Source organism: Maribacter aestuarii, assembly GCF_027474845.2.
Classification (GTDB): domain Bacteria; phylum Bacteroidota; class Bacteroidia; order Flavobacteriales; family Flavobacteriaceae; genus Maribacter; species Maribacter aestuarii.
In genome coordinates, this window is record NZ_CP107031.2 from 408,315 (window position 1) to 429,182 (window position 20,868).

The 20,868-nt window shown below is 39.2% G+C and carries 20 protein-coding genes; 13 read left to right on the forward strand and 7 right to left on the reverse strand.

Features of this window, described 5'->3' with window-relative positions; all coding sequences use genetic code 11:
- Window positions 1-548: 548 nt before the first annotated feature.
- Window positions 549-1,445, forward strand: coding sequence for a site-specific tyrosine recombinase XerD (gene xerD, locus N8A89_RS01765; protein WP_281540709.1), 897 nt, complete (start codon window positions 549-551; stop codon window positions 1,443-1,445).
- Here the strand turns inward: xerD and N8A89_RS01770 are convergent.
- A complete protein-coding gene (locus N8A89_RS01770) occupies window positions 1,442-1,957 on the reverse strand; it encodes a hypothetical protein (protein WP_281540710.1) in 516 nt (171 codons plus the stop codon). The genes xerD and N8A89_RS01770 overlap by 4 nt on opposite strands.
- 205 nt (window positions 1,958-2,162) lie before the next feature.
- Here N8A89_RS01770 and N8A89_RS01775 point away from each other — a divergent pair, with 205 nt between their 5' ends.
- Window positions 2,163-3,857, forward strand: coding sequence for a glycoside hydrolase family 13 protein (locus tag N8A89_RS01775; protein WP_281540711.1), 1,695 nt, complete (start codon window positions 2,163-2,165; stop codon window positions 3,855-3,857).
- Window positions 3,858-3,861: 4 nt separating this feature from the next.
- Here N8A89_RS01775 and N8A89_RS01780 read toward each other — a convergent pair whose 3' ends face one another.
- The gene (locus N8A89_RS01780; RefSeq protein WP_289644828.1) at window positions 3,862-5,154 is read right to left on the reverse strand and encodes an NAD(P)/FAD-dependent oxidoreductase; all 1,293 of its coding nucleotides are present in this window, start codon (window positions 5,152-5,154) and stop codon (window positions 3,862-3,864) included.
- A gap of 100 nt (window positions 5,155-5,254) precedes the next feature.
- Between N8A89_RS01780 and N8A89_RS01785 the strand changes: the two genes are divergently transcribed.
- The 3 genes from N8A89_RS01785 (at window position 5,255) to N8A89_RS01795 (ending at window position 8,060) form a co-directional block, all read left to right on the forward strand.
- On the forward strand, window positions 5,255-6,682 hold the full coding sequence (locus tag N8A89_RS01785) for an amidohydrolase (protein ID WP_289644829.1): 1,428 nt from the start codon (window positions 5,255-5,257) through the stop codon (window positions 6,680-6,682).
- Window positions 6,683-6,910: 228 nt separating this feature from the next.
- A complete protein-coding gene (locus N8A89_RS01790) occupies window positions 6,911-7,405 on the forward strand; it encodes an RNA polymerase sigma factor (protein WP_281540713.1) in 495 nt (164 codons plus the stop codon).
- A gap of 4 nt (window positions 7,406-7,409) precedes the next feature.
- Window positions 7,410-8,060, forward strand: coding sequence for a hypothetical protein (locus N8A89_RS01795; protein WP_281540714.1), 651 nt, complete (start codon window positions 7,410-7,412; stop codon window positions 8,058-8,060).
- Here N8A89_RS01795 and N8A89_RS01800 read toward each other — a convergent pair.
- Together N8A89_RS01800 and N8A89_RS01805 are read right to left on the reverse strand one after the other, a co-directional pair.
- Window positions 8,057-8,863, reverse strand: a complete 807-nt coding sequence (locus N8A89_RS01800) for a lysophospholipid acyltransferase family protein (RefSeq protein ID WP_281540715.1) — start codon at window positions 8,861-8,863, stop codon at window positions 8,057-8,059. The genes N8A89_RS01795 and N8A89_RS01800 overlap by 4 nt on opposite strands.
- A gap of 24 nt (window positions 8,864-8,887) precedes the next feature.
- Entirely contained in the window at window positions 8,888-9,529 is a 642-nt protein-coding gene (locus N8A89_RS01805; protein WP_281540716.1) for an NUDIX hydrolase, read from the reverse strand.
- On the opposite strand from N8A89_RS01805, the gene N8A89_RS01810 reads away from it, so the two are divergent.
- Window positions 9,528-10,238 (forward strand): peptidylprolyl isomerase, encoded by a 711-nt coding sequence (locus N8A89_RS01810; protein WP_281540717.1) that lies wholly within the window; start codon window positions 9,528-9,530, stop codon window positions 10,236-10,238. The genes N8A89_RS01805 and N8A89_RS01810 overlap by 2 nt on opposite strands.
- Window positions 10,239-10,326: 88 nt before the next feature.
- On the opposite strand, the gene N8A89_RS01815 is transcribed toward N8A89_RS01810, so the two are convergent.
- A complete protein-coding gene (locus tag N8A89_RS01815) occupies window positions 10,327-10,932 on the reverse strand; it encodes a trimeric intracellular cation channel family protein (protein WP_281540718.1) in 606 nt (201 codons plus the stop codon).
- Between the two features lie 3 nt (window positions 10,933-10,935).
- Complete coding sequence (locus tag N8A89_RS01820; protein WP_281540719.1) at window positions 10,936-11,652, reverse strand: RDD family protein; 717 nt, start codon at window positions 11,650-11,652, stop codon at window positions 10,936-10,938.
- Between the two features lie 33 nt (window positions 11,653-11,685).
- Between N8A89_RS01820 and N8A89_RS01825 the strand changes: the two genes are divergently transcribed.
- From N8A89_RS01825 to N8A89_RS01855, 7 genes are all read left to right on the forward strand, one after another.
- Complete coding sequence (locus N8A89_RS01825; RefSeq protein WP_281540720.1) at window positions 11,686-12,663, forward strand: stage II sporulation protein M; 978 nt, start codon at window positions 11,686-11,688, stop codon at window positions 12,661-12,663.
- Window positions 12,644-13,528 (forward strand): hypothetical protein, encoded by an 885-nt coding sequence (locus N8A89_RS01830; protein WP_281540721.1) that lies wholly within the window; start codon window positions 12,644-12,646, stop codon window positions 13,526-13,528. The genes N8A89_RS01825 and N8A89_RS01830 overlap by 20 nt, the downstream gene beginning before the upstream one ends.
- 2 nt (window positions 13,529-13,530) lie before the next feature.
- Window positions 13,531-14,271, forward strand: a complete 741-nt coding sequence (locus N8A89_RS01835; RefSeq protein ID WP_289644830.1) for a DUF4129 domain-containing protein — start codon at window positions 13,531-13,533, stop codon at window positions 14,269-14,271.
- Window positions 14,264-15,484 (forward strand): DUF4350 domain-containing protein, encoded by a 1,221-nt coding sequence (locus tag N8A89_RS01840; protein WP_281540723.1) that lies wholly within the window; start codon window positions 14,264-14,266, stop codon window positions 15,482-15,484. The genes N8A89_RS01835 and N8A89_RS01840 overlap by 8 nt, the downstream gene beginning before the upstream one ends.
- Window positions 15,474-16,469, forward strand: a complete 996-nt coding sequence (locus N8A89_RS01845; protein ID WP_281540724.1) for an AAA family ATPase — start codon at window positions 15,474-15,476, stop codon at window positions 16,467-16,469. The genes N8A89_RS01840 and N8A89_RS01845 overlap by 11 nt, the downstream gene beginning before the upstream one ends.
- Complete coding sequence (locus N8A89_RS01850) at window positions 16,470-17,801, forward strand: DUF58 domain-containing protein (RefSeq protein ID WP_289644831.1); 1,332 nt, start codon at window positions 16,470-16,472, stop codon at window positions 17,799-17,801.
- A 445-nt stretch (window positions 17,802-18,246) separates the two neighbouring features.
- Window positions 18,247-18,390, forward strand: a complete 144-nt coding sequence (locus N8A89_RS01855) for a hypothetical protein (RefSeq protein WP_281540725.1) — start codon at window positions 18,247-18,249, stop codon at window positions 18,388-18,390.
- Window positions 18,391-18,417: 27 nt separating this feature from the next.
- On the opposite strand, the gene N8A89_RS01860 is transcribed toward N8A89_RS01855, so the two are convergent.
- Complete coding sequence (locus N8A89_RS01860) at window positions 18,418-20,805, reverse strand: TonB-dependent receptor (RefSeq protein ID WP_281540726.1); 2,388 nt, start codon at window positions 20,803-20,805, stop codon at window positions 18,418-18,420.
- Between the last annotated feature and the right edge of the window lie 63 nt (window positions 20,806-20,868).

Genomic DNA, 20,868 nt, shown 5'->3' on the forward strand with positions numbered 1-20,868 from the left:
ATACAACATAATGTAAACAAAAAAAGTGGAAAACTTCCTTTTGCACTTCCATATCATTTTGTGGTTCTTATAGAAAATAAACCGCTGAAACTTTAAATACTCTGTTCTTTGAGGTTACATCCTCAATAGTATTGATAAGGCCGACAGTAAATCTAGCTTGGAAGTAAAAAATCTCGTTACAGCGGTAATTGGCTTCAAAAGTAAGACCTATGTCCAAGCTGTTACGATCTTAGAAAACGATTTATGGTATTGTTTCCCTCTTAATTATCAGATAAAAAAAGACCAATTTGGTATCATAACTGAACCCTGCATCCTCTCCTAAGGAAGATACGTTTAGACCGGCTTTGGCACCAAAGCTCTATGCCTGCATGGAAATACATCCGAAAACTGAAGCACTCGCTAAAAAGACAAATTTTTTCATATCATATGTATTAGTACTTATATTCCGAAGATATAAATCTTGACAAATTCCATTATGTTTCAGTTTAATTTCTTCGTGAGAAGCATTAAGGAAGTAATTCTTATAGGAGATAATGTATATTTAAAGTATGGATTGGAGACATGCCTTGAGAGATTACGAACATTATTTAAAGTTGGAACGCGGGTTGGCTACTAACTCCATAAAAAACTATCTATGGGACGTCTCTAAACTCATTTCATTTTTAGAAATTAATCAGATAAGGGAAAGCCCCATAGAAATCAATAAGGATACCGTACAGCGTTTTGTATACGAAGTTGCCAAGGTAGTAAACGCTAGGTCACAGGCGCGTATCATATCTGGCTTAAAGAGTTTTTTCAACTATTTGGTATTTGAAGATTTTAGAAAGGACAACCCTTTAGACTTAATAGAATCTCCTAAAATAGGTCGAAAACTACCGGATACACTTTCTGAAAATGAAATAAACAAATTAATTGCGGCCATTGATCTAAGCACACCAGAGGGCGAACGTAATAGGGCCATGCTAGAAACTCTTTATGGCTGTGGGCTAAGAGTTTCGGAATTGGTAGGTTTAAAAATATCGGATCTGTACTTTGAGGAAGATTTTATTAAAGTGACCGGCAAGGGAAATAAACAACGTTTTGTTCCTATAAGCAACATCAATAAAAAGTACATTAATATCTACCGCAAAGAAATCCGGGTCCATCAAACCGTAAAGGAAGGTTTTAAAGATATCCTATTTTTGAACCGGAGGGGAAGACAACTTACAAGGGCAATGATTTTTACCATTGTCAAAGACTTAGCTGAGAAAATAGACCTCAATAAGACCATAAGTCCACACACTTTCCGGCATTCCTTCGCCACCCATCTATTGGAAAATGGGGCAGACCTCAGGTCTATTCAACAAATGCTGGGTCATGAAAGTATAACTACCACGGAGGTATATATGCATGTAGACCGTACCCATTTGGCAGATGTCATGAACAAGTTTCATCCAAGAAATTAAAACTTGAATTTACCGCCAAGAGTATAAACCTGAGGCATGGGTATGAAATATTCACCATAGGCACCCATGGGGGAATTGTTCAATTGAAAATTGCCCTTAGCCTCAATGGAAAAGTTATCGTTTATATCATAACCCATTCCACTAATAAACCCGACGCGTGGCGTCATTGGTTTGGATTCAGGATTTTTGTTAGTTTCCATTTCTATCTCTAGCCCTGAAAAAATATACAAGTTTTTGTTCATGTACCATTTACCTGTCAGGTTTGTCCGGATTCTGTTGGTCATTAAATAGGTATCGTAAAAACCGTTTAAATCTAATTTTAATCTTTCGGAAATATTATAACGTATTATAAATGCACTATGTTCTTCGCCATTTAAAAATATTGGATAGGAACGCCCTTCAATCATTAATTTCTTCTGAGAGACCCCATTGTCGTTCGGGCGCTCTTCCGTAAGCTGGCCAGAAAGAATTTGAACGAAAGCTAAACAGACGCATACTATAATCTTTTCCATAGCCCGAGGTGTTTAATAAAGTTGAAAAACTAGTATAAGATATTTTAATTTTTAGCAATTTGAAAGTCACTTGGGAGGACTTTAACGGTTAAGACCGATTGAAGTCCCAAAAAAATAAAACCTCTAACGTTATAGTGCCACTAAAACCTTTTCACGTTCTTTTTTTATTAGCCAAAGCAATATATTTAGCGTTAAAATAGAAGGATTGGAAAACAATTTTAAGAGAACATGGTGGAAGGAGGGTGTTGTATATCAAATTTATCCTAGAAGTTTTCAAGATACGACGGGTAATGGTATAGGCGATATTAAGGGTATCATCCAGCGTTTAGATTATATAAAAAGCCTAGGGGTAGACATAATTTGGTTGAATCCGGTCTACGAATCTCCCAATGATGATAACGGCTATGACATAAGTGATTACCGCAACATAATGTCAGAATTTGGGACTATGGAAGACTTTGACGTTCTGCTTACCGGGATGAAGGAAAGAGGTCTTAAGCTGGTCATGGACCTTGTGGTAAACCATAGTAGTGACGAGCACTTTTGGTTTAAGGAATCGCGGAAGTCCAGAGAAAACCCGTATCGCGATTACTATCATTGGTGGCCAGCTGAAAAAGGAACACCACCGGAGCGATGGAGCTATTTTGATATTGAGGGCAACGCTTGGAAATATGACAAGCCTACAGATTCCTATTACCTTCATTATTTTTCCGTGAAGCAGCCCGACCTAAAATGGGAGAATTCCAAACTGAGGGAAGAAATTTATGAAGCTATGAGTTTTTGGTTCGATAAGGGTGTGGATGGATTTCGTATGGACGTCATCCCGTTCATCTCAAAAGACACCACCTATCCCGAACTCCCGGAAAAATATAATGGGAATTTTATTCCTTTTTATGCCAATGGCCCGAGTTTACACGAATATTTGCATGAAATGTATACCCAAGTGTTATCCAAATACGATGTTATGACCGTTGGCGAAGCACCCGGTGTAGGTTTGGAGGATGCTCTTAAATTTGTAAATGAAGATCGAGAAGAATTGAATATGTTCTTCCATTTTGATTTAATGAGTTTGGATAGAGATGGCGACGAGGTTTTTAAAATGAGGAAGGATAAATGGAAGCTGACAGAATTTAAGAAAATACATACGGAGTGGGATACGGTTTTCGCTGAAAAAGGTTGGGGAAGCATGTACTTGAACAACCATGATTTTCCTAGAAGCGTAAGCAGATGGGGGGACGATTCCAAAACCCACTGGTACAATTCCGCCACAATGTTACAGACCTTCTTATTGACCATGCGGGGAACACCTTATTTTTATTATGGAGAAGAAATAGGAATGACCAATATCCGGTTTAGTGATATTGCTGATTACAAGGATATTAACACCCTAAACCGGTACGAAATTATTCAGAACGAGGGTGGAGATTTACAGTCCTTTATAGAAAACGAAAAGGACGCGAGCAGGGATAATGCCAGAACCCCAATGCAATGGGATATGACAAAAAACGCTGGATTCTCCTCAGAAAAACCGTGGATACAAGTAAATAATAATTACCAAGAAGGTATTAATGTGGCGTCCCAAGAAAGTGATAAAGGCTCGGTCCTCAACTATTTTAGGGAAATGGTTCAACTGCGCAAGAATCACATCACTCTGGTATATGGCCGTTATAGATTATTAGCTCCGGACAACGAAAAAGTATATGCGTATACACGAACATTGGAGAAGGAGTCCTACCTCATACTACTGAGTTTTTCTAAGGAACGCGAAATGCTATTTTTAGAAGAATTGGAAAATACCCAAGCAAAATTATTGCTCTCCAACGATGATGCCGTCTCCCATGTAAAGGATGGTCTTTTTAAAGTACGCCCCTATCACGCGATGGTGTACAAATTGGAATGACGGTTTAATCTTTAAACTGACTGTAATTTCTCCTGTAGGGTCTGATAATCAAACGCGCCTCACGATCAAATTTTATGTAATTGTAGACCCAGTTTACGAATACCACTACCCTATTTCTAAAACCTATCAAGAAAAATAAGTGGACGAACATCCAGACGAACCAAGCAAAAACCCCTTGGAACTTAAAATTCTTCAAATCACAGACCGCTTTGTTACGCCCCACAGTGGCCATACTCCCCTTATCCCTATAAACAAAAGGTTCTAAGTCTTTCCCATCGATTAATCGGACTAAATTCTCACCCAAAAGCTTTCCCTGCTGTATGGCCGGTTGCGCCATCATAGGATGGCCTTTTGGATTTTCATCGGTCTGCATACAAGCGATATCCCCGATGGCAAATATCTCAGGAAAACCCATAACTTGATTAAATTCATTAACATTGAGCCTATTACCTCTGGCAATAATTTCTTCGGCATCCAAACCTCTAATAGTAGCCCCCTTTACACCTGCTGCCCATACCAGGGTAGCAGTTTCAAAAGTAAGATCGGTTTTTGTAGTGACCGTTTTACCGTTATATCCAGTGACCCGAACATTCTTCCAGACCTGAACCCCCAATTTTTCCAAAAATTCCTCTGCTTTTGTAGAAGCTTGTTCGCTCATGGCATCCAATAATCTGTCAGAGCCTTGAACCAGATTTATTTGAGCCTTTCGTGTGTCCAAATCAGGATAGTCCTTTGGTAAGATTCCTTTTTTAATTTCTGCCAAGGCTCCTGCTAGTTCTACTCCAGTGGGTCCTCCACCAACAATGACAAAATTCATTAATGCGTCCCGCTCATGATAATCATCGGTCAGCAAAGCCTGCTCAAAGTTTTCCAATATTAAACTTCTCAGGTTCAGGGATTGGGGAATGGACTTCATCGCCATCGCATTTTTCTCCAATTCAGTATTACCATAAAAATTGGTCTCTGAACCCGTAGCTAGCACCAGATAATCATAAGTAAGTTCTCCTATGGATGTTTTAATCGATTTGCTCTCAGGCAGAATTTTCTTTACCTCTGCTAACCGAAAGAAAAAATTGTCATAACCAATAAGTACTTTTCTTAGGGGATAGGCAATGGAATCCGGCTCCAATCCCCCGGTCGAAACTTGATATAACAAAGGTTGGAATGTGTGATAGTTGTTCTTGTCTATCAAGACAACTTGAACTTCTTTTTTACTTAGTTTCTGGGCAAGAGCAATGCCCCCAAAGCCACCACCTATGATAACAATTCTAGGTGCGCTAGTGCGTGGTATGTTCATACTTTAAATCTATCCGGTAAAATTAAACAATCAAAGACCATAAGGAAAAAAATAGGTGGTTTATTAGTATATTTAAAAACTAACTATAATAGTCCTTAAAATGAAAAATACGATATTCTTAATGCTATCCATACTAATTTCCAATTACACTATAAATTCCCAGACAAACGAAAAAAAAGTATTGGAAAACCTTGATGAAAAAAGTAAGGAATATAGTGCCATAGCACAGGAAATATGGAATTTGGCCGAAATGGGATATCAAGAGCAACAAAGCTCCGCACTATTGCAAAAAACATTGTCCGACGCCGGATTTTCAATAAAAAAAGGTGTTGCCGGTATTCCCACAGCATTTATTGCGGAATACGGAAGTGGAAGTCCAATAATTGGTATTATGGGAGAATACGATGCCTTACCCGGTTTATCACAAGAAGCGGTGACTGAGAAAAAATCGGCAGGTAAAGCTGCAGGTCATGCCTGTGGACATCATTTGTTTGGAACTGCCTCTACAGCAGCGGCTATAGCAACAAAAGACTGGTTAGCAGCGAATAATAAGCGGGGTACAATACGATTTTATGGAACCCCGGCGGAAGAAGGCGGCGGAGCTAAAGTATATATGTCGCGTGAAGGACTATTTGACGATGTGGATGTTGCCTTACATTGGCATCCAGGTGCTAAGAATGCTGCTAGTGCTGCGGCGGCCTTATCAAATATTTCTGCAAAGTTTCGTTTTTATGGTGTATCTGCACATGCGGCCGGGGCTCCTGAAAAGGGAAGGTCATCATTGGATGGCGTAGAAGCCATGAACAATATGGTAAATATGATGCGGGAGCATATCCCTCAAGAAACCCGTATTCACTATGTCATTACCGATGGAGGAAAAGCGCCGAACGTGGTCCCCGATTTTGCTGAAGTTTATTATTATGCCAGACATAATCGTAGGGATGTGGTGAAAAGCATTTTCGATCGCATCGTAAAAGCCGCGGAGGGTGGAGCTTTAGGGACTGGTACCACGATGGACTATGAAATTGTAAATGGAGTACACGAGCTCTTACCAAATCTAACATTGCAAAAAGTGGTACACGATAACTTATCTGAAGTTGGTGGTGTAGCCTATTCTGCGGAGGAAAAAGAGTTTGCCGATAAAATTGCCAAAAGCTTAGGTCAAGAAAAGGCAGATTTGAATACGGCAAAAAATATTCAACCCTACAAAACCGAAGCCAGAGCTTATGGATCAACCGACGTTGGAGATGTTAGTTTTGTGGTTCCAACTGTTGGATTTAGTACTGCTACTTGGGTGCCAGGTACATCTGCCCATAGTTGGCAAGCCGTTGCCGCCGGAGGAACAAATATCGGAAATAAGGGTATGATGGTCGCGGCTAAAACCTTGACCTTAACGGCAATCGATTTATTCAGCAACCAGAACCTCATCGCTGAGGCCAAAAAGGAATTCGAGGAAAAAAGAGGGGCTGACTTTAAATATATTCCCTTGCTAGGAGACCGTGCGCCCGCACTGGATTACAGGAATTAAAAAATAAAAGCTAAAAGTTCAAGTTCTTAACCAATGCTGGTAAAGGATGTGAACTTTTCTTTTGTAACTACCTTAGGGTAAGCCCGCGATTCATTGAAGGGAAACTTAATAATAAAATTCTACGCAGGCGTCGAAGCTTATTAATCTCGATTATCGAGTAAAAAATTAAAAATAGGTGTAACAAATAGAACCTATTCCACACTCATTACGTAGAACTACCAACCACTAGTGAACAAAGAACTGGAACATCAATTTGTGACGGAGCTTCAGGACAATCAAAATATTGTTCATAAAGTATGTACACTCTATACCAATGACCGAGATTCCCACAATGATCTGTTTCAGGAAATAACAATTCAACTATGGAAAGCTTATCCTAAGTTTAGAGGTGAGGCGAAGTTCAGTACTTGGATGTATCGTGTAGCGTTGAATACCGCTATAACACTTTACAGAAAATCCAAAAGAAGAATTGATACACAGGATTATGAATCGGTTATTTTTAAAATAAAGGCCGACGAGTATGATGACACAGAAGAGCAACAATTAAAGCTGATGTATAAGGCGGTACGACAATTGGGAGATATAGACAAGGCGTTAGTATTTATGTACCTAGAGGATAAGAATTATACAGAAATAGCTGAAACTTTAGGTATTTCTGAAGTAAATGCACGTGTTAAGATGAACCGCATAAAAACAAAATTAAGAACCATATTGAATCCTTAGTATTATGACGGATGAATTGGAATTATTAAAAAAGCATTGGCAAAAGGAGGAAAAGGATTTACCAAAACTATCCTATGCCGAAATTCATAAGATGATTTGGAAAAAGTCGTCTTCTATTGTAAAATGGATTTTGATTATCAGTATTTTGGAATTCACCCTTCCACACCTACTGTATCTATTGCCCTCCATGAGAGATGGTATGGAGCTGTATGAAAACATTGGTGTCTCCAATTACCTCTTGGGTCTATCAATTTTGACATACGCCGTGGCCCTTTATTTCATTTTTCAGTTCTACCAACGTTTTAAGGAAATCTCGGTATTGGATGATTCCAAAAAACTGATGCAAAAAATCATCAAGACAAGAAAGACGGTAAAACACTATGTCATCTTTTCTTTGTCCATGATAATGGTAACCGTGATCATCATGGTAATCGGCATCTACCTCAACGAAGATATCACCAATTCGTTCCCGGAACTGAAGAGTAGTTTAGAAAACATATCCGAAGATAAGCTCAGAATCACCCTGATGCTTACTATAGGAATATTTGGGGTACTGTTAACCCTCTTTATGGGTGTCGTGTACTTCTTGCTTTATGGATTGCTTCTCCGCAAATTGAACAAAAACTACGCGGAGCTAAAGCATTTGGAGTTTTAAGTCTTCCGCCATTTACGCTGCTTGTTTTCCTCTTCATAGGCTAAAAGTTCTTTCTCCGATATAACTTTTAGGAAAGATGGATGCTGCTCAATAGCATATTCCAATTTTTCTATGATAGCCTCCGTGGACTCATTATCGTAATCTATTTCCAAAGGCTCTTTTATGACCATGGATTGTAAAATTCCTTTCTTCTTAACCCTTAGTCCCTTTTTATCGAACGAACGCCTAAAACCATCGATAACCACGGGAACGACTATGGGTTTGTATTTTTTGATGATATGGGCGGTTCCCTTACGCAATGGTTTCCATGGTGTAGTGGTACCTTGGGGAAAGGTAATTACCCAACCGTCATTCAGGGCTACACCAATGTTGGAAATATCGCTCATCTTTACCTGTCTGTTTACGTCCTTACCCTCCGCACGCCATGTACGCTCGACACTTATGGAACCTGCATACGCTAAAATTTTAGTCAGCAAGCTCTTTTTCATCGTTTCGGCTGCAGCTATATAGTACATATTCAATTTAGGTTGCCAGATGTAGCCCAAGTTCTTGATGGAATCCTCACGACCGCTCAAACTAGCATTGAATACGTGAAACATGGCTACAACATCGGCAAAATAAGTCTGATGGTTGCTTACGAAGAGTACATTGGTATCGGGTAGGCTTCTAATAATTTCAGAGCCGTCAATCTCCAATTTGTTAAATCGCTTATAACGCTGATGGGAGAGCACCGCAAGAATACGGATGAGCCATTTCTTTAAAAATAAATTATGCCCAAAAGGGTTTGTCTTAAATAATCCCATAAAAGCTAAAATAGTAAATCTGCTTTACAACGCTTGTTTCAAAAGCTCTTTAATCTCGCTCAACATCATTGCGGTAGCACCCCATACAATATAACCATTTAATTCAAAGGCAGGTACGTCTATTTCCTTTGCGTAGGAAGTACTCAATTTTTTGGTGACCACATTCGTATCTTTCAGAAAATCCGTTAACGGAATTTCTATAAAACGCTCTACTTCCGTTTCTTGGATAACAAATGGGCGAGGCTCCCTATACAGTCCAATATAGGGCTGCACCTCAAAATTACTGGGTGGAATATAGATTTCACTAATTTCTCGGATTACCGTTACATCTTTTGGGTGCACCCCGACCTCTTCATGCGTTTCCCTTAAAGCGGTGGCCCTTAAATCCTTATCTTCCTGCTCCACCTTTCCTCCAGGAAAACCAACCTGATTTGAATGTACGCCGTTATAGGTCTTGCGAAGAATACATAGCAATTGTGTTTTGTTTTCAAAACTCGGGTAAAACAAGGCTAGAACCGCGGCCTTTCTGGGGTTTTTCATTTTAATTTTCCCTTCCAAAAGTTCACGGATACGGATTTCCGGAGCCATTTTATAATGCGATGCTTCGCCCGGAAGCGGTAAATCTTTTATTTTTGAAATTCGTTGTTCAAAAATGTTGAAATCCATGAGTAGAATTAAAATCTTTTGTTATCTCTTAATTGGCTTTATTTGGTTCTCCGCCTGCAAAGATAGTCCGAAGAAATCAAAAACTTCCGATGCTCCAATGGAGAAGGTAATAGATACTGCTATGACCATCACAGAACCAGAAGAGGAGAAAGAAAAATTTGAGCTGACCGAGGATAATGCCATAGACTTCTTCTTTGATTATCAACAAGATTTAGAGGTCAATAAGGTCCGGATGACCACTAAGTTCGGGAGTTTTGTCATTCAGTTGTACGACAACGTCCCCTACCATAAGGCCAATTTTATCTACTTAACACGGAAGGGCTATTTTGACAATACCCAGTTTCATAGGGTCGTCAAAGATTTTATTATACAAGGGGGAAATTCCGATGATAAAAGAACCGCTGAGAAAAGAGGTGACATTGGTAGGTATTTATTACCACCGGATACAAGAAAAGGATATAGACACCACCGGGGAGTTGTATCCATGCCCAGTAGTGAAATCAACAACCCCCATATGCTGGCCTCACCTTATGAATTTTTTATTGTAGTTACGGACCCGGGCTCCTACCATTTGGACGGGGACTTTACCCCTTTTGGAAGGGTTATAGAGGGAATGGATGTGGTGGACGAAATAAATAGACAGCCCGTTGGTAAGGGCGACTGGCCCTCACAGAATATTTATATTCAAAAAGCAGAGGTGGTTGAGTAGTTGATGGTTGATGATATAAATTGTCCTCAAAATTATGATTCGAAATCAATGAACTATTTGGTCTCCATCGCTTTTTTTTTGGAAAACTCTAACTCCTGTAAATATTCGGTAGTGAAATCCGGAACTTTACCGCGACCAATCGCATGATTATAATAGCTGCAATAGCAGCGATGTAGGCAAACGTTTCATCAATTGGAAATTGAATCAAAATGAAATAGATCGTACCCCCTAGAATACAAACGGTGGCATACACTTCCTTCCTAAAAATTACTGGAATTTCATTGCAAAGAATATCACGTATGACCCCTCCAAAACTTGCGGTAATCGTACCCAAGGCTATACACATTACTGGCAAGAGTTCTGCACTAATTCCCTTCTCTATACCGACCATGGTGTATAGACCAATCCCGATAGTATCGAACAAGAACAGGGATTTTCTAAAGTGTTTTAATTGGTTTACGAACAGTATGGCAACGATTACGGTAGCCAATATCACAAAGAGGTAAACAGGGGTCTGCATCCAACCTACCGGTGTATTCCCAATCAACAAATCCCGTAACGTTCCTCCACCCACTGCGGTTACAAAAGCAATGATAAAAACCCCGAACAGGTCCAATTTCTTCTCCATGGCAACCAACACCCCGGAAATGGCGAATGCCACCGTGCCTAAAATATCAACTACAAAGTATAACATGCGCTACAGCTGTTGGGTGTAAAAATTATAGTCCTTAATTACGATATCCACAAATTCGATAGGTTTTAACTCGGTTGAAATGTCCGTTACCTTTTTTATCCGTTCGCTAAGTGAGAGGATTACGTTGTGGTTACCGTTTCTTTTTGCGCCATCGTAGAGTTCCTTTATCGTTTGCATTTCGCTATCCCTAAAAACGGTCACTTGTGGAAATTTTGGAATATAATCGGAAGGTAGTTCACGTAACAGTGTATCCCTTAAGAAAACACGTTTTTTTTCACTTATCACGGTGGTTCCGGCAGCAATATCCCCCACACGCTGCCCCTGACCACGAATTAATATCGTAAATACCGCAATTCCCCCTGAACTTAGCGAGACGTCTATAATTCGTAAAATCCACCGAACAAAATAATTAGCAAAGCTAGGTTTGGTGCCATCCAGCTTTACAACGCGTATTTGCATGAAACTCTTACCAATGGTCTTACCATCCATAAAAGTTTCCAATAGGAGGTAATATAAAAAAGCCGGTAAGGCCATCACCATATAAATAGCCCATTGATCCCCAGGCTCCACGTCCAATGCCAGCAAAAACCAAAACATTAAAACGTAATAAATAATGATGATCAGCGTATCGATTATGAAGGCCAACATACGGTCACCCAAATGTGCCGTATTTTGGTCAATGCTTATATTTTGGGCAGTTTCTATTTGAAATTGTTCCATTGTTTCGTTTCTTTGGTATAAACCCTGAAGCTTATGCGCGAAGCCGCTTTTGTGAAGCAAAATAAGGACAAATGGTCTACTTTTGAAAGCGCTTTGGCTAACAAAACGAATATTGCTCCAAATGTATTGTCCGACCTGTACATTGAAATTACAGATCATTTAAGCTACGCCAAGACCTTTTATCCAAAAAGCAATACGGAATTCTATTTAAACTCTCTAGCCTCACAGGCGCATCAAAAAATTTATAGGACCAGAAGGGAGCCCAAAAACCGAATTATTAGTTTTTGGAAGACGGAATTTCCTACCATGTTCGCCCAACATCACCGTGAGCTTTTGATAGCCTTTCTTGTGTTTTCATTTTTTAGTTTCGTCGGGGCGTTTTCCGCGGCCAATGAGGGCGATTTTGTACGGTCAATTTTGGGAGATGGCTACGTGAACATGACATTGGAAAATATAGAAAAAGGTGACCCCATGGCAGTATACAAACAAATGGGTGAATTTAATATGTTTTTAGGTATTACCATAAACAATATCCGTGTTGCCCTTATGGCGTTTGCCTTTGGGATTATGTTCGGTGTCGGCACGTTAATGGTCATGCTGCAGAACGGAATAATGCTGGGCAGTTTTCAGTACTTCTTTTACGACCAAGGATTGTTATGGGAATCTGTTCGGACTATCTGGATTCATGGCACTATCGAGATTTCCGTCATCATCATTGCCGGATGCGCAGGTTTGGTCATGGCCAATGGTATGTTGTTCCCTGGAACGTACACCAGATTGGAATCGTTTAAAAGAGGCGTTAAGAACGGGTTGAAAATAATGGTGAGTACCGTGCCCTTTTTTATTGTTGCCGGATTTCTAGAAGGTTTTGTTACCCGACATACTGAAATGCCGGACTGGCTGGCCATTCTGATTATTTCAGGTTCCTTGGCACTAATTTTATTTTATTACGTAATTTATCCAAATCAATTAAACAAGAAACTAAAATTACATGAAGACCGATTATATTGAGTTTAAAAAACAACGGGAGTTAGGGGATATACTCTCGGATACTTTTGGATTTCTTAGGAAAGAATTTAAACCCTTTTTTACCACTTATTTTAAGATAGTTGGCCCTTTTCTTCTGGTGATGATATTGGCCATGGTGTTTTACATGTTTTACGCCGGAAATTCCTTTAGTTTATTGTTCATAGGAAATGAACCAGAAATAGATAACCTAGCCGTAATTTTTGTCATTGCCTTAGTCTACCTTTTCTCGGTTGTAGCGGTTTACACCATTTCTCAATCCACAGTCCTCCATTACATCAAGTCATATGCGAACGGAGGCGGTACCATAAATTTTGAAACCATTCAAAAAGAAGTGTATGCAAGTTTTTGGAGTTTTTTGGGTCTCGGTATCATGGTGGGGCTATCGGTGGGTGTGGGGTTAATTTTTTGCATAATTCCAGGAATATACCTTTACGTACCCCTAATGTTGTCCTTTAGTGTTCTAGTGTTCAATAGGATGGGGGCGTCAGATGCCTATAGTTATAGTTTTAAGCTGGTTAAGGACGAGTGGTGGATAACGTTTGCCACCCTTTTCGTTATTGGAATCATCGTAGTGATCGCCACCTATGCGTTCGCTATACCTACCGCCATTTATCAATGGATGAAGATGGGTATTTTTTCCGGGGAGGTAGATGCGGAAAGCATGATGAATATCTTTAAGGACCCTATCTATATCCTACTGAATATCATAGGTACCCTAGGCCAATTTTTGTTGAACCTTATCAGTGTTGTTGCCGGTGTTTTCATCTATTTCAATTTAAACGAGAAAAAGAACTTTACCGGCACATACGAACGTATAGAACGCTTGGGTCAATCCCCCGAAAATTAAATATGCTATATCGGTTAAAGTTTTTATTAATTTTTAGTCTTTTCTGTAAGACGATGGTCGCTCAAAATGATACCATTAGCGTAAAACTTGATACCGCATCCCTTATCCAAAAAACAATTGATGAACGGGAGCTGGAAACGTTTAGGGAAAATCCGGACTTCAATTATGAAGTCGCCAAAAATTCCGCTCCAGAGTGGTGGATAGCCTTCAAAAATTGGCTGTCCAATCTAATAATTCAATTTTTTGAATGGCTTTTTGGTGTAGAACAGGCCGTTGGTGCTTTCAATACATTTTTAAAAGTTTTGCCCTATTTGTTACTACTGATTCTCGTTTTTATCCTAATCAAATTTTTCATCAACGTAAATGCTAGGGCAGTGAGCTTCAATAAGAAGAACCAAGCACTGGTTACACTTTCTGAAGAGGAACACATAATCAAAAATGAGGATGTCCAAAAATTGATTCAACAAGCTTTGGAAGAGAAAAACTACCGTCTGGCCATAAGGTATTATTACCTGTACATTTTAAGGCTGTTGAACGAAAAGGAGCTTATTAGTTGGGAATTGCAGAAAACCAATGCCGATTACAACAGGGAGCTGGAGAAAACAGTCCTGAATAAACCCTTCGCCCAAATTACCCGATTGTACGAATATATATGGTACGGCGATTTTCCTATCGATGAAAGCACTTATCGGAAAGCGGAAATCAATTTTTCATCCTTAAAAGTAGCGGTACAAAATGGGTAAAAAGGCAGCCATCTATATCGTCATAGCCTTAATCACTGTGGGAGCTTTAATGTTACTTCAATACAACAAGCCCAAAGAAATCAACTGGTACGAATCTTACGTGTCCACACATAAAATTCCGTATGGTACTTACGTCTTTAATCAAATCATCCCCAAACTGTTTGGAGATAAGGCACAGCAAGTAAACATACCCCCGTTCGAATACTTACAGAAAAACAAAGGCTTAGAGGGAACGTACTTTTTTGTGAACAATACCATTATCTTCAATAAGGCCGAATTGGAATCACTTTTGGAATGGACCTCCCAAGGAAATACCTTATTCATAGCCTCAAAAACCTTCGAAGAGCAGTTATTGGACACCCTTAACCTTGATCTTGGTAGTATTTATGGGGGGTTTGAAGTAGGTCAAAGCCAAAACCACAATCTGTTAAATCCGAATTTAGTGCATGCGGATAGCGTAATTTTTAATAAAGCTACCTATACACCCTATTTCAATAAAATTGATACTCTAAAGACCGTTGTGCTAGGAAAGGTAGTCACTGAACTTTCTAACAAGGAAGAAATTGATAAATCAAACATTAACATCATTACACAACCCTTTGGAAAAGGAAAAGTCATCCTTTCCACTTTTCCGGAAGCTTTTACCAATTATTTTATTCTCAAAGACAGCAATAAAGATTATACGACAGGCATTCTCTCCTATTTGGATGATTCCAAGAATATTTATATCGACAATCATTATAAAAGTGGTAAATCTTTTTATACCTCGCCAATGTATCTATTCCTGAACACGAAGGAACTAAAATGGGCCTATTATACCGCTTTAATCGGAGTCCTAATCTACATCGTTTTTGAGGGCAAGCGCAAGCAAAGAGCCGTTCCGGTAGTTGTTCCTTTGCAAAATCAGACCCTTGCCTTTACACGGACCATTTCGGATATGTATTTTGAAAAGGGCGACCAAAAATCGATAGTGGAGCATAAAATCAACTACTTTTTAGATGGGTTGCGTTCGGAATTCTATTTAGGAAATATCGTAAAGGAAGATGACTTTTATACCCACTTAGCGGCTAGAAGTGGGCAATCTTTTGAGTCCGTTAAATCGCTCTTTAATTACATGGAGCAATTGCGTAATAAAGAACAAGTGACCGATAGTGAACTCATAAAACTGAATACCCTAATACAAAAATTTAAAGCCAAAGCTGATGGAAAATAAAGAAGAAACCAATGATTTTAATTTTGACAACCGTATTCCGTTGGAAGGGCTACAAAAGGCAGTCTCCGATATAAAATCGGAATTGGCAAAAGTCATTATTGGTCAGGAGAATTTTATTGAACTCTTAATCGTGTCGCTATTGGTGGACGGCCATGTACTAATAGAAGGTGTACCCGGCATTGCTAAGACCATCACTGCCAAACTTTTTGCCAAAACCTTAAAGACCGATTTTAGCCGTATACAGTTTACCCCGGATCTGATGCCCAGTGATATTTTGGGAACCTCGGTTTTCAATGCAAAAACTACGGAGTTCGAATTTAAGAAAGGGCCCATATTCTCTAATATCATATTAATCGATGAAATAAACCGTGCCCCGGCAAAAACGCAGGCGGCCATGTTTGAAACCATGGAAGAACGGCAGGTCACCATGGATGGGACAACCTATGCAATGGATGCGCCCTTCATGGTATTGGCAACACAGAACCCTATAGAACAGGAGGGCACCTATGCGCTACCTGAAGCCCAATTGGACCGTTTTATTTTTAAGATTAAGGTAGATTACCCTAAACTTGATGAGGAGATTCTGATCCTTAAAACCCATCATGAACGTAAAGGGAAACTTCCACAAAGTGAAATTAAGGATGTAGTAAAACCGAAAGAATTACTAGAGTTCAAACAGCAAATACAGGAAATCATAGTAGAGGAAAAGATTTTCAAATATATAGCGGAGGTGATTTCCAAGACCCGCAACCATCCGCACCTCTATTTGGGTGGCTCCCCTAGGGCGTCTATTGCTGCGCTGAACAGTGCAAAAGCCTTCGCGGCTATCAATGGGCGTGATTTTGTGACTCCGGAAGATGTTAAAAAAGCGATGATTCCTGTCTTGAACCACAGGGTAATCCTTACCCCGGAACGTGAAATGGAAGGAGTGACCACGGAAAGCGTGGTACAAATGATAACGGAAAGCGTAGAAATACCTAGATAAATGCAGTTCTTACGGTCTTTCTATATCAATAATACCTTTTTCAAGTATCTGGCGCTATTATGTGCTTGTTTTGTGCTATCCTACTGGTTTAAAGTCTTGTACCCCATTGCTTGGTTATTACTGCTTCTATTGATAGCTCTTTTTCTTTTTGATGTGGTTCTCCTATATGCCACAGGAAAGGGTGTTATGGCCTATAGGGATACGCCACGAAAATTATCCAATAGCGATTTTAATCCCATTGCCGTTCATTACGAGAGCTTCTATCCTTTTAAGACGTTTATGATGATAATCGATGAGCTTCCGGTACAATTTCAAAAAAGGGACTTTTTATATAAAACGGCTTTGTTCAAAGGACAAAGGGGTGAGTTCACATACAAGGTACGTCCCGTTGACCGTGGCGAATATGTATTTGGAAATTTAAATGTCTTTTGCTCCTCCCCTTTACGAATAATCAAAAGAAAGTTTGTTTTTCAGAAGGACGAAATGGTTCCCGTCTACCCCTCAATAATTCAAATGCAGCAATACGACTTTCTAGCCATTAATAATCGACTGTCGGAAATTGGACTAAAAAAAATTCGTAGGATAGGACATACCCAAGAATTTGAACAAATTAAGGACTACGTGCGGGGGGATGATATCCGTACTCTTAATTGGAAGGCCAGTGCCAAACAAAACAGGCTAATGGTCAACCAGTACCAAGATGAAAAGTCGCAGCCCGTGTATTCCATAATTGATACGGGAAGGGTAATGAAAATGCCCTTTAACGGACTTAAATTGTTGGATTATGCTATCAATAGCTGCCTGGCGTTCTCCAATGTTGCCCTAAAACGAAATGATAAGACCGGCCTTATCGCTTTTTCCAAAAATTTGGAAACCTACGTTCCCGCCGTTCAAAAAATTACCCATTTAAATACCATTTTAGAAAAACTATATAGTATCAATACCGATTTTACAGATGCTGATTTTGGCCTGCTCTACGGCCATGTTAAGCAAAAAATAAACCATCGGAGCCTATTATTGTTCTATACGAACTTTGAACATATCTCAGCGTTAAGGCGGCAACTCCCCTACTTGTTGGCACTTTCCAAAAAACACGTTTTAGTAGTCATATTTTTTGAAAACTCAGAGCTGGAGGAATTAATCGTTACCGATGCCGAAAACCTGCAAGCCATTTATCATAAGACGATTGCAGAAAAGTTTGCATTGGATAAAAAATTGATGCAAAAGGAACTTCAGAAATATGGCATACAGACCATATTAACCAAACCAGAACAGCTAACCATCAATACCATCAATAAATATTTAGAAATTAAGGCCAGGGGGTTGTTGTAATCACTTTTAAAAGTATACTGGAGTATTGCGTTTTATAGGTACGTATTACAAAACCTTGTTTCCCTTCGTCTAGCAAAACAGAAGATTTATGGGACTTGCATCTCTGTAATCACCTTTTCAAAAGCTGTTATTTTTGAGGTAAGGACAAACTCTCCTCACAATATAACAAGACAGCTATCCCGAGAGATGAGCCTTGACTAAATAAAACTCTTCAACAATTGGCTTAGATTATATTTGACTAATTAAGTATTAGGTAGCCAACCAAAATAAGACCACATAATTGAGCCTAAATGTATCTAGCGTTTCAATACCATACTCTTAAGGTTTTATATTCTTACCCTTTTGCAAGAATTCGGAACTTCAATTTTATTATTTAAAATAAATCATTTTTTTTCAGGAGATTTTAAAAGTAGATTGTTCTATAAGTGTAACTCAAATTTTTATTATGAAAAATTTACACTCAACAAAGACAATTAACATAGAAGATGACAAAGACATTAAAAAAATGTTTGATAATTACAATAAGAACCTCATCGCCATTGGTGTTTTTAGTACTATACAATTCGTCTTCCTGATTTCAATTCTATAAGCCTTTTTCCCCAAGTCTTATATTAGCTTAGTCAAAGAAAAATTTGATTGAAAGATTGGGCGTTAAGCCCAATGAACTCTGACCAATTTTTTGAACCTCCTCCTGAGAAGTAATACGATAAAAAGTATTCAGCGTATTATTTTGGTCAAGTAAATTCCATATAGAAGCCCCGATTTGCGCTTTATTATTTTTGCCCCAATTAAATTGATAATTGGCAGAAATATCTAGGCGCAAATAATCTTTTAAGCGGTTCGCGTTAACACCGCTATAATTAATTTCCCCATTTTCCAATTCGTTGTTTGCTTCGGGTGCGGTAAAAGGTCTTCCTGTTCTCCAGTTTAATCCGGCCGCCAAGAGAACCCGTCCCAAATGATAATTGATTCCTGCGGTTAAACCATGGGTAATATCAAAATTGTTTGGAAAGGTGGTTTCCGGTAATTGTTCAAAAAGATAAGTACTATTAAGATAGGAGTAACTTATCCAGAACGCATTGTTATCTTGAAATTGCTTTCGCAACAAAAGATCAAAACCCAAAGCATCATACGCTCCCGATGTTCTTACAAATTCGAAAGGACCTTGAAAACCTTGGCTTTGCGTAGTAATACCCTCTACTCTTTTCACAAAGGAAATTGCGTTAATAAGCCAACTAGATTTTTTATAATTTAGACCAAGAGAGGCCTGCTTACTGGTAATAACCGGAATTGCCCCATCATTTGAAAGCTGCCACCTCCTCTTTTCAATTCCCAAAAAATCATTTTGAAAGTTGATTATCTGAGAGGTACTCTGATGTTTGAATTCACCTAGCGCTTCAAGGTTCAAATGCTTCCCCAACCGTTGGTTAAAACTCAAACGGGGTTCCCACAGTTGTTTATCAAAATCATCCAAATGGTTGAAGCGTAGACCAAGGTTCATTTGTGTAGCTGAATTCTTGGACGAAAACCCCATCTCCGTAAAAACACTGTGTGTACGGAGTACTTCACCCTCTAAGCGTAAAAAACGGGGATCATCCACGTCATCTAAATTGGTGACTTTGGTCTCAATAAAATGATAGCCGTTCGTCCAACTGAATTGGGAATCCAATCGGTTACGGGCCAAAAATTTTACGCCCGTTTCGGAAACTTTATTTTCCTGAAGAAAACGTTGGTCTTCAAGGATGTTAGCGTTAATGGCTTTTAATTTATAATCGGTATTGTAAACGGAAAATTCGGTAATGAATTTTTCCGTCCAGAATCTTTTATGATAAATTCCTGCCGCTATGCTTGTTTGGCTCAGATTACTATCACGAATTACTTCTTCATCCTCAACTTCTGCACTTTCATTAAACGTTACCTGATTTGCGGTATGAATAAAGTTGAGTCGTATGCGGTCTTTTTCCGACGGATTAAAAAGCAAACGAAAGGCCGCGTCATAAAAATCGAAACTGATGTCCGAATTGGTCACTGTACCAGAATTTCTATCAATTTCTGTTTCCTGTGATATCCGGTCAAAATAATTGGCATAGGTGGGAGTTTCGACAAAATCGCTTATTGACTTGCGAGCAGCAACCTGTAAGGAGGCTTTCTTTCCCAATGGAGCATCCGCAGAACCATTGACATCGATAAGATTAGCACCAAGGCTTGCCTTTAGACTTGAGTTGAGGTATTCATCGGTTTTCATGGCTATGGTGCCTGAAACACCATCGGTTTCCGACGCACTACTCCCATTCTTTCGAAGTTCTACCTTTTGTGTGATTTCCGGGTTGTACATGGATATTAAACCAAAAAAATGTCCGGATTGATACATTTTTATGCCATCCCAAGAAATGTAATTTTGGTCGTTACTACCTCCTCTAATATTGATATTGGAAACAGTTTCGTCAATACTCATGACGCCGGGTAATGCTTGAACGGATTGTAGTACATCATCATCGACCAATCCAGGAAGAATATTGAACCTTTCAAAATCTAATTGAACGGCACCATTGTTGAGCTGATCGATACCACGTATCAAAAAATCGTAAACTATGACTTCCGCGAGCTTTTCTTGGTGAGGTACCAGATATAGGGTGCTGCAATTTGAGGTGTTGAAGTATTGTATTTGCCTAATCAGAGGTTTAAAGCCCAGATGCTTTATCGTAATCAAATCGTTCTTGCGTAAGCCTTTAAGTTCAAAATAGCCTTCTTCGTTTGCTATTGTGGCCGTTGTGCCATTTTCTACGGTAACATAGGGTAGCGCCTCACCGGTATCCTTGTCTTTTAGGTATCCACAGAACATGATACTTTTCAGCTTAACTGAAATTGTTTTGTCTGAAATGATAACGAAGTTTAAGTCGGTTTTTTCGCTAAGCGTATCAAGAGAGGCATCTAGGCTCAGCGATGTATCCAGAGCACTCAAGGTGATTCCCTCTACTAAGGAGGAGGCGTAGTTGAATTGCACGCCGAAACGTTCTTCTAAAGCCTTTAAAACAGTGATGAGTGTTTGGGTAGCATCTTTTTGCGC